Raw genomic sequence first — 9,333 nt, 5'->3', positions numbered from 1 at the left:
TGCAGCTTGAACTGCTCGGTGTACTTTGCCATGTAAAAACCCCAAAAAGTTGTCTCCAACTTCTGGGGGTCAGTTCACTTGCGGGAGAGGGAGCGCGCAATCGGCAATTGTGATATTCAGCAGTCGAAATGACTCATCAGCCCTGCGGCTGCACGATCAACTCCCCACTGCGCCCCGGGATCTCTCCCCACGTTACCGGCAACTCCGGCAATCCCTGCCGATCCAGCCCGCGATACCACGTCGCCATCGACACCAGTTCGTGCCCCTGCGCACGCCATCCGGCCAGCAGCCGCTCGAACACCGGCGCCAGCTTGCCGCCTTCCAGCTCGGTATGCAGCGTGAAGACATGGTCGCGCGTGCCTTCGGTCAGCTTCAGCAGCGCGGTGTGGACGTTGTCTTCGGTCAGGTCGTCGGTGCCGATCAGTTCATCCAGCGTCGGCAGCGTGGTTGGCATCTGCACGTGCCGGCAGGGCACGCCGTCGATGGTCGGAACATAAGGCGCGGTGCCGCGTCCATCCGACGCGTACGCCATGCCCCAGTCATCGATCTGGCGGAATGCATCCTCGTTCATCTGCCAGCCGGCTGCGCCGTGCGTGGCCGGCGCTTCGCCGAAGATCTCGGTGTAGCGCGCGAACGCCTGCTGCATCTGCCGGCGCGTCCAGGCAGCATCGCGCTCGCGCACGTTGTCCTGCCAGTAGACGTGGTCCCAGGTGTGGATGCCGCACTCATGGCCGGCAGCGCGCGCCGCGCGCATCTCGGCGGCCCCCTTGCGGCCGATGTCCGGCCCCGGCAGCAGCACGCCATACATCAGCGTGCGCAGGCCATAGTTGGACACCACCGAGGTGCGCGACACCTTCTTCAGGAAGCCGGGCCGGAATACGCGCCGCAGCGCCCAGCCGGTATGGTCGGGGCCGAGGCTGAACAGGAAGGTTGCCTGCGCCTGCGCAGCCGCCAGCATCGACAGCAGCTTCGGCACGCCTTCGCGCGTGCCGCGCAGCGTGTCGACGTCGACCTTCAGGGCAATGCGTGCCATTTGCGTTGCGCGCTCAGTTGGCCGAATCGACCAGCGTGCGGGCCTCGACCACCTTGCCGCGGTACGCCTCGAAGATGCGGCGCAGCGCCGCTTCCATGCTGATCCCGGGCTTCCAGCCCAGCTCTTCGATGGTGTTGTCGATCTTCGGCACGCGGTGCTGCACGTCCTGGTAGCCCTTGCCGTAGAAGTCGCCCGAGGAGGTCTCGATGATCTGCGTCTTGCGCGCTTCCTGCGCGTATTCCGGGTAGTCGGCTGCCATCTTCAGCATCATCTCGGCCAGTTCGCGCACCGAGTGGATATTGCCCGGGTTGCCGATGTTGTAGATCTTGCCGCTGGCCACGCCGTTAGGATTCTCGATGATGCGCATCAGCGCGTCGATGCCGTCGGCGATATCGGCAAAGGCGCGCTGCTGGGCGCCGCCGTCGACCAGCTTGATCGGCTCGCCGCGCACGATATGGCCGAGGAACTGCGTCACCACGCGCGACGAGCCTTCCTTCGATTCGAAGATCGAATCCAGCCCCGCGCCGATCCAGTTGAACGGACGGAACAGGGTGTAGTTCAGGCCTTGCTCCATGCCGTAGGCGTGGATCACGCGGTCCATCAGCTGCTTGGAGCAGGCATAGATCCAGCGCGGCTTGTTGATCGGGCCATAGACCAGCGGCGAGGCCTCGGGGTCGAACTCTTGATCGCTGCACATGCCGTAGACCTCGGAGGTCGACGGGAACACCAGGTGCTTGCCGTACTTGACCGCGGCGCGCACGATCGGCAGGTTGGCCTCGAAGTCCAGCTCGAACACGCGCAGCGGCTGGCGCACGTAGGTGGCCGGGGTGGCGATGGCCACCAGCGGCAGCACCACGTCGCACTTGCGGATGTTGTACTCGATCCACTCCTTGTTGATGGTGATGTCACCCTCGAAGAAGTGCATGCGCGGGTGGTCGACGAGGTCGCCGAGGCGGTCCGACGACATGTCCATGCCGTAGACCTCCCACGGCGTGGTTTCCAGGATGCGGCGCGTCAGGTGATGGCCGATGAAGCCGTTGACGCCAAGAATCAGGACCTTTTTCATCGGCTTTCCTCGTTGGATGATTCGGTATGGATAAGTTTGGCGAAGGCTTGCGGCGTGAGTGCCGAGCCATCCTGTGCCAGCAATCGGGTGACCATGACCAGGCCGCCGTCGCCGCACAGGCCGATGATCTGGCCGTCATGCACATGCAGGCCGGGCGCCGTGCCGGCGGGCAGCGCCAGCGCAAGCTCCGGCAGCGGCCGGCGCGCCTGCGCCACAATGAAGCGGTGCCCGGCAAGGTCGGTAAAGGCGCCGGGATAGGGCGGCGCGACGGCGCGCACGAGGTTGTAGACCTCGGCGGCCGGGCGGCTCCAGTCGATGCGGCCGTCTTCCGGCTTGCGCCCGGAGAAGTAGCTGCCCTCGGCCAGCCGGTTGGGGTGTTGCGGCGTCTGCCCGGCGATCATCGCGGGCAGGGCGCGCCACAGCGTCTGCTCGGCGGCAACGGTGACTTTCTCGAAGACTTCGCCGGCAGTGTCGTCCGGCAGGATCGGCACCGCGGTCTGGTCGACGATATAGCCCGCGTCAGGCCTGGCTTCCATGGCGTGCAGCGTGGCGCCGGTCTCGGTCTCGCCGTGCAGTACCGCCCAGTTCACCGGCACGCGGCCGCGGTACTTGGGCAGCAGCGAGCCGTGCATGTTGAAGGCGCCGCCGGGGGCCAGCGCCAGCACGCCCGCGGGGATCATGGCGCGGTAGTAGAACGAGAAGATGACGTCCGGGTGCGCGTCGCGCACGGCCTGGGCGATCGCGGGATCGGCAGGGTCCTCGCCATAGACGAAGGGGATGCCCAGCTCGGCGGCAGTGTCGGCCACGCGGCGGAACCAGATGTTCTCGTCGGGGCGGTCGCGGTGCGTGATCACCAGCGCCACTTCCACGCCGCGCGCATGCAGCACGCGCAGGCAGCGGTCGCCGACATTGTGGTAGCCGAAGACGACGGCGCGCATCATTGCTCCGCGCCCGCGCCCGCGCCCGCGCCCGCGCCCGCGCCCGCGCCCGCCGGCGTGACACGCTGGTCCGCTTCCAGCACGGCCTTGATGCGGTAGCGCGGGCGGTCGCGCACTTCCTGGTGGATGCGGCCGACGTATTCGCCCAGCAGGCCCACGCCGAACAGCAGGATGCCGATCAGGAAGAAGTTCATGGCGAACAGCGTGAACACGCCCTGTACTTCCGATCCAAGCACGAAGCGCCGCAGCAGCAGCACCACGAACAGCACGCCCGAGAGCAGCGACAGGATCGTGCCGATCGCCGAGAACCACTGCAGCGGCACGATCGAGAAGCCGGTCACGAGGTCGAAGTTCAGGCGAATCAGCTGGTACAGCGAATACTTGGATTCGCCCGCAAAGCGCTGCTCGTGGCCGACTTCGATTTCCACGGGATTCGAGGCGAAGGTATAGGCCAGCGCGGGGATGAAGGTGTTGACCTCGCGGCAGGCATTGATGGTGTCGACCACGTTGCGGTCATAGGCGCGCAGCATGCAGCCCTGGTCCGTCATGCGGATCTTGGTGATGCGCTCGCGCAGCCGGTTCATCGCGCGCGAGGCATAGCGGCGAAACGCGGTGTCGTTGCGCTGGCGGCGGATGGTGCCCACATAGTCGTGGCCGGCGCGCATGGCTTCGACCAGGCGCGGGATTTCTTCCGGCGGGTTCTGCAGGTCGGCGTCCAGCGTGATCACGATCTTGCCGCGGGTCTGCTCGAAGCCCGCCAGGATCGCCATGTGCTGGCCGAAATTGCCGGCGAACAGCACCACCCGGGTCACATCCGGGCGCTTGTGGAACTGCGCCGCCAGCAGCTGCGCCGAGCGGTCGACGCTGCCGTCGTTGATGAAGATGATCTCGTACGACTCGCCAAGGCCATCCAGCGCCGGATAGAGGCGGTCGAACAGGGCTTGCAGCCCGTCTTCTTCGTTGTAGACCGGAATGACGACCGAGACTTCGACCGGGCTCATTTGGAGAGACGTTTGCATGTTTCGCTGAGGATTGCACAGACCCGCTCCACATCGGTGGCTTGCATCGCGGGGAACAGCGGCAGCGTGACGATGCCGCGCCCGATGCGTTCGGCATGCGGCAGCATGCCTTCGCGCCAGCCGAGCGAGCGGTAGTAGGTAAAAAGATGAATGGGCGGGTAGTGCACGCCGGTGCCGATGCCGCGCTCGCGCATGGCCTCCATGACCTGCTGGCGCGCCCGGGCCGGGCCGCCTTGCAGGCGCTCGGTCGGCAGCACCACCTGGAACATGTGCCAGTTGGTGGTGGCATCGTGTGCATCCAGCGCTTGCGGCAGCTCGATGCCCAGCGCCTCCAGGCCACTGTCGGCGGCACAGCGGAAATACGTCTCGGCCAGCTCGGCGCGGCGCGCGGTGATGGTGTCGAGCTTGCCCAGCTGCGCCAGCCCGACCGCGGCGTTGACGTCGGTCAGGTTGAACTTGCCGCCGGGCTCTTCGACATCCATGCCGTCCATGCCGGTGCGGATCACGCCCTGCAGCCGCAGGCGCTCGGCGCGCACGGCTTCTTCGGGCGTGTTCATCACCAGGCAGCCGCCTTCGATGGTGGTGATGTTCTTGTTGGCCTGGAAGCTGAAGCTGACCAGGTCGCCAAAGGCGCCGATGCGCTGGCCGCGCCAGCGCGAGTCGATTGCCTGCGCGGCATCCTCGATCACGCGCAGCCCGTGCTTGCTGGCAATGGCGTACAGGCGGTCCATGTCCACCGGCAGCCCCGACAGGTACACCGGCATGATGGCGCGCGTGCGCGGCGTGATCGCGGCCTCGACGGCATCCAGGTCGAGATTGCGCGTGCGCGGGTCGATATCGACGAACACCGGCCGCGCGCCCACTGCCAGCACCACGTTGGCGGTGGCGACCCAGGTGACCGGCGTGGTGATGACCTCATCGCCCGGCCCGATATCGGCAATGCGCAGCGCGATCTCCATCGTGGCCGAGCCATTGGCGAAGGTGCGCACCGGGCGTCCGCCGAACAGGCCTGACAGCGCAGCCTCGAAGGCCTGCATCTTCGGGCCGGAGGTGATCCAGCCCGAGGCCAGCACCTTGCCGACTTCGGCAATGGCGGCGGCGTCGATGTCAGGCCGGACAAAAGGCAGGAACTCAGGGGCGGATGCGGTCATGGCAGGGCGAAGAAGTACGGTCGGTGTCGGACCTGGCGGCGTGCGCGCAGGCGCGTCATGAGCGGGCGATCAGGAAGACGCCCGCCAGTATCAGCAGGATGCCGGCCACGCGCAAGGGGCCGATCATCTCGCCGAACAGCCACCAGGCGGCCAGTGCATTGACCACATAGCCGAGCGACAGCATCGGGTAGGCGATCGACACATCCACGCGCGACAGCCCTACGATCCAAACCCCCACGCTGACCACGTACAGCGTCAGCCCGGCCAGCACCGGCCATTGGGTCAGCACGCGCAGCGCCGTCACCAGCAGCGTGCCGCGGTCCAGCGTGATCGCGCCGATGGCATTGACGCCGGCCTTGAGCAACAGTTGCGCAGCCGCATTGAGCAGCACGCCGGTCAGGATGAAAGCGAAGGTGGAAAGCGTCATGGCACTGCGTAGTGCAGGAGTAGCAGGAGTTGCAGGTTACTGTCCTGGGGCTTGCGTCTGCGGGCCATTGCCCGGCAGCGCGAAATTGGCGACCGCCACACGGCGGCGGTCACCGGCGATCCTGCGCATCGGCACGCCGCGCGCAGCCAGTGCGTTGTAGGTCGAGGGCAACATGATCGCTACCGCGCGCTTGCCGTCCTGCCAGCGCGCGATAAAGCCATCGATGGTCGGGATCCACTTCTGCGGTTCCTGGCCGATACCGAATTCCAGCTCATCGGGATGCGCCACCATGATGGTGGTGCGGCGCAGGTAGAACGGCAGCGTGTGGTCCAGCATGCCCACACTGTACAGCGGCATGTCCGGCGTCAGCACGGCATTAATGGCGGGCACCAGGTCCGCGCCGGAACTGGGCCGGCCCATGGCTTCGTGACCGCGCAGCGCCACCGTGGAGCAGATGAACATCGCCAGCGCATAGGCCACCACGCTGGGAAACACCCCACGCGTGCGCAGCAGCCGGCGCGCCAGCAGTGCGCCGCCCAGCATCACCGCGAAGGCGATGCCGGTCCACACTGCGAATTCCCGATAGACCACATTGGGCGTGCTGGGTTTGTCCATCATGCCGACAAACGGGCACGCCAGCAGCCCGACCACGCCCAGGGCAATCATGGCATTGACCTGCCAGCGCCACGTGCGTTCCGTCAACGTGTCCAGCGCCACGCCGGCCAGCAGCGCCAGCGCCGGGAAGATCGGCACGATATAGCCGGGCAGCTTGGAGCCGGACAGGCTGAAGAAGACAAAGATCGCCACGGCCCACAGCGCCGCCAGCAGGGCGGGCTGGAATGGCCGCGGCGAGGTGCCGCGAGCGACGCCGGCGCGCTCGCGCACGGCCTTCCACATTTGCGGAACCAGGCCCAGCCAGGGCAGGAAGCCGGCCAGCAGCAGCGGCACGAAGAACCAGATCGCGCCTTCGCGCTGGTGCACGTTCGAGGTATAGCGTTGCCAGTGCTCGTGGATAAAGAAGAAATGCAGGAACTCCGGATTGCGTTCCGACACCAGCCAGAACCACGGCACCGTCACCACCAGCATGGCGACGATGCCGCCCGGCAGATGCAGGCGGCACCACAAGCGGAAGTCGCGCGTCACCAGCGTGTAGACCACCAGCACCAGCCCCGGCAGCGCCAGCCCGACCAGCCCCTTGACCAGCACCGCCACGCCCATCGCCGCCCAGCAGGCGAGCATCCAGTTGCGGCGTTCGGCGCGGGTGGCATCCGGGTGCTGCGCCAGCAGCATGAAGGCCAGCACGCACGCCATGGCGCCGGCCAGCGTCATGTCCAGCGAGTTGAAGTGGCCGGCAATATTCCACATCGGCGCGGAAACCAGCACCAGCCCCGTCAGCATCGCCACGCGCCGGCCGTACCAGCGTGCCGCGGCCAGCATCGACACGCCCAGCCCCAGGATGCCGGACAGGGCCACGCACAGCCGCGCCTGCCAGTCGCCCACGCCAAACAGCGTGTAGGCCAGCGTGGTCACCCACAGGTGGAAGGGCGGCTTCTCGAAATACTTGAGTTCCTGATAGCGGATCGTGACCCAGTCGCCGGTGGCGAACATCTCGCGGGCAATCTCGGCGTAGCGGCCTTCATCGGAGCGCAGCAGGTGACGCATATCGAGGGTGCCGAACCAGACCAGCAGGATAAACAGGCTGGCCAGTGCGACCGCACTGGCGGTGGTGGCTCCAACGGACAGCGCGGCAGCCCGCGAGGTCGATGAACTACGCATAGATCTCCTGGAAAAGCGCGACGGATCGATGGTCCTGCGTGGGGCGCGCGGTGACGGGAAGCCATCACAACGCATGGCCTTGCCTGTTGGTGGACACCAGGGAGGCAAGTCGCCTGCGGCTGGCACGCTGGCAGCGCCTCGCACGCCACTGCCGCCTCGGCACACGCGAGGCCGGCAATGGTAGCACGGTGGGCAGGCCGCCCCCGGCGGGTGCCGGAGACGGCCTGCGGGGTGCCGGATTGCCGCGGGGGAGGGGGAAAGTGCTGCTCAGGCCGGCTGTTGCACGCTACCCGCCGGCGCTGGGCACGGCGCAGGCCCATGCGGATAAGCAGAATGCCGCAAACGATGGCCCAGGAGCCGATCAGCCATAGCACCGCCAGCGCGTCGGCCACCGGCTGCCACAGGATCTGCGCGAAAAATCCGAGTTACACATGCAACAAAACGCGATAATTTCAGTGTCCAGGCGGTCGCCTGGCAGGCCGGGCGCTGGGTCGGGGGGCGCCTGGAAACTCTAGACGGGGATTCATGTGAAGAAAAAGGCGCAGCAAGACCGGCTGGCAGGCCTGGTGGCGGGCGCGGCCATGGCTCTGGCGCAGCATGCCGGCGCACAGGGTGTGGTGCTGCCGGGCGCCGGCCCGGCGGTGGCGCAGGCCGCGGCAAGCCAGGCGCAGGCAGCGGCGGCGGCCGTGCTGTGCAGTGCCCCATGGTTTCGCTCCGGCTCGCATGTGCAGATGGAAGGCGACGGCGTGATGCCAATGTCGGTCAGCATGACCCTGCGCGATGTGGTGCGCAGCCCGACCGGCTGCCGCGCCCAACTGGAGATCAATTCCAAGACTGCCCTGTCGGCGCTGATGGGGCCGCCGGTGATTACCACCCAGGTGCATGAAGTGGTGATCGACCGCAGTTCGCCCGGCGGCCCGACCAGCATCGAGAGCCAGCATGCCGTCATCAACGCCCGCGCGCGCTACGCGCGCATGTACGGTGAGGCGGCCTTCCGCGGCATGGGCGTGTTCAACTACGCCGGCCTGGACCTGCGCGAGGGCGCCACGCTGGAGGGCGAGACCTTTGAATCGAGTGTCTCGCTGAAGGTCTATCCGCTGGGATCGGACGAAGTGGTCAGCACCATGCGAGCGCAGCATGCGTCGATCCATATCGGCTCGCGCCACGTCGGCAAGCGGCAGACGATCAATACCGTCCTGGGGCGCAAGGAATGCCTGCCGGTTACCTTCGAGAAGCGCACCTCGCTGGGGCCGGTGCTGGTTGGCGAAGAAGTGGTGCAGGTTGAGCCGACCGTGATGCACGTCACCGACTGGTATTGCCCGGCCGACGCGTTCGTGCTGCGCACTGAAGTGCGCCAGGATGACAAGGTGCAACGCGTCGATGTCACCGCGCTGGAGCGCGACACGCAAGCGCCATAGGCTTGTGCGCCTGGGCACGACGCAAAAAAACCCGCCAAGGCGGGTTTTTTTGCGTCAGGCGCTTGCGGCTCAGCTGGCAGCCGGCGCCGAAGCGGCCTTCTTCTTGCTCTTCTTCTTGGTGGACTTCTTGGCCGGCTTTTGCTCGGCGGCCGGCGCGGAAGCGTCGGTCAGGTCGCTGCGGGTGCTCTTGTTCGCGCCCTGGCTGTACGGGTCGAACTTGTCGCCGGCCTTGGCCCCCTGGCTGTACGGGTCGAACTTCTCACCCGACTTGGCGCCCTGGGAATACGGATCGAACTGCTTCTTGCCGCCGGTCTGTGCCTGCACGGCCAGCGAAGCGGCGCCAAGGCAGAGTGCGATCGCGGTCGCGACGAACTTGTTCATGGTTTCTCCTGAGAAATGCCGCCGTCGGGCGGTCGTGTATGTGGCCTCTCCCTTGCACGGGACGGCTCGGCCCAGTGTCGCCAACATCGCTCATCGCTGTCAACTTGGGGCTTGCCCCGGCGCC

The 9,333-nt window shown here is 66.8% G+C and carries 9 protein-coding genes; 1 reads left to right on the top strand and 8 read right to left on the bottom strand.

The window, feature by feature from the left end:
- Positions 1–136: 136 nt before the first annotated feature.
- Genes AC3WLF_RS02925 through AC3WLF_RS02895 form a run of 7 tightly spaced genes read right to left on the bottom strand, consistent with a single transcriptional unit; the run spans position 137 to position 7,410 of the window.
- The gene (locus tag AC3WLF_RS02925) at positions 137–1,033 is read right to left on the bottom strand and encodes a polysaccharide deacetylase family protein (protein ID WP_492319606.1); all 897 of its coding nucleotides are present in this window, start codon (positions 1,031–1,033) and stop codon (positions 137–139) included.
- A gap of 13 nt (positions 1,034–1,046) precedes the next feature.
- The gene (locus AC3WLF_RS02920; RefSeq protein ID WP_492357805.1) at positions 1,047–2,099 is read right to left on the bottom strand and encodes a bifunctional UDP-4-keto-pentose/UDP-xylose synthase; all 1,053 of its coding nucleotides are present in this window, start codon (positions 2,097–2,099) and stop codon (positions 1,047–1,049) included.
- Positions 2,096–3,037, bottom strand: coding sequence for a formyltransferase (locus tag AC3WLF_RS02915; RefSeq protein ID WP_492357160.1), 942 nt, complete (start codon positions 3,035–3,037; stop codon positions 2,096–2,098). Before AC3WLF_RS02915 ends, AC3WLF_RS02920 begins: the two co-directional genes overlap by 4 nt.
- Complete coding sequence (locus AC3WLF_RS02910) at positions 3,037–4,056, bottom strand: glycosyltransferase (RefSeq protein ID WP_492357804.1); 1,020 nt, start codon at positions 4,054–4,056, stop codon at positions 3,037–3,039. The genes AC3WLF_RS02915 and AC3WLF_RS02910 overlap by 1 nt, the downstream gene beginning before the upstream one ends.
- Positions 4,035–5,207, bottom strand: coding sequence for a DegT/DnrJ/EryC1/StrS family aminotransferase (locus AC3WLF_RS02905; RefSeq protein WP_492316822.1), 1,173 nt, complete (start codon positions 5,205–5,207; stop codon positions 4,035–4,037). The genes AC3WLF_RS02910 and AC3WLF_RS02905 overlap by 22 nt, the downstream gene beginning before the upstream one ends.
- Before the next feature lie 55 nt (positions 5,208–5,262).
- A complete protein-coding gene (locus tag AC3WLF_RS02900; protein ID WP_011617364.1) occupies positions 5,263–5,634 on the bottom strand; it encodes an EamA family transporter in 372 nt (123 codons plus the stop codon).
- Between the two features lie 36 nt (positions 5,635–5,670).
- Complete coding sequence (locus AC3WLF_RS02895; protein WP_492357803.1) at positions 5,671–7,410, bottom strand: glycosyltransferase family 39 protein; 1,740 nt, start codon at positions 7,408–7,410, stop codon at positions 5,671–5,673.
- A gap of 527 nt (positions 7,411–7,937) precedes the next feature.
- On the opposite strand from AC3WLF_RS02895, the gene AC3WLF_RS02890 reads away from it, so the two are divergent.
- Positions 7,938–8,828 (top strand): hypothetical protein, encoded by an 891-nt coding sequence (locus AC3WLF_RS02890; RefSeq protein ID WP_492351008.1) that lies wholly within the window; start codon positions 7,938–7,940, stop codon positions 8,826–8,828.
- Positions 8,829–8,897: 69 nt separating this feature from the next.
- Here AC3WLF_RS02890 and AC3WLF_RS02885 read toward each other — a convergent pair whose 3' ends face one another.
- Entirely contained in the window at positions 8,898–9,209 is a 312-nt protein-coding gene (locus tag AC3WLF_RS02885) for a hypothetical protein (protein WP_011617361.1), read from the bottom strand.
- Between the last annotated feature and the right edge of the window lie 124 nt (positions 9,210–9,333).

It is taken from the genome of Cupriavidus sp. FW306-01-F10A, assembly GCF_058782785.1.
The sequence above is the reverse complement of the archived record's forward strand: the minus strand, read 5'-3'. Positions and strand labels throughout refer to the sequence as shown.

Bases quoted from the DNA above. Each gene is read 5' to 3' on its own strand.
- AC3WLF_RS02895 (WP_492357803.1), bottom strand. From the start codon at position 7,410: ATGCGTAGTTCATCGACCTCGCGGGCTGCCGCGCTGTCCGTTGGAGCC.
- AC3WLF_RS02925 (WP_492319606.1), bottom strand. From the start codon at position 1,033: ATGGCACGCATTGCCCTGAAGGTCGACGTCGACACGCTGCGCGGCACG.
- AC3WLF_RS02915 (WP_492357160.1), bottom strand. From the start codon at position 3,037: ATGCGCGCCGTCGTCTTCGGCTACCACAATGTCGGCGACCGCTGCCTG.
- AC3WLF_RS02885 (WP_011617361.1), bottom strand. From the start codon at position 9,209: ATGAACAAGTTCGTCGCGACCGCGATCGCACTCTGCCTTGGCGCCGCT.
- AC3WLF_RS02900 (WP_011617364.1), bottom strand. From the start codon at position 5,634: ATGACGCTTTCCACCTTCGCTTTCATCCTGACCGGCGTGCTGCTCAAT.
- AC3WLF_RS02905 (WP_492316822.1), bottom strand. From the start codon at position 5,207: ATGACCGCATCCGCCCCTGAGTTCCTGCCTTTTGTCCGGCCTGACATC.
- AC3WLF_RS02920 (WP_492357805.1), bottom strand. From the start codon at position 2,099: ATGAAAAAGGTCCTGATTCTTGGCGTCAACGGCTTCATCGGCCATCAC.
- AC3WLF_RS02910 (WP_492357804.1), bottom strand. From the start codon at position 4,056: ATGCAAACGTCTCTCCAAATGAGCCCGGTCGAAGTCTCGGTCGTCATT.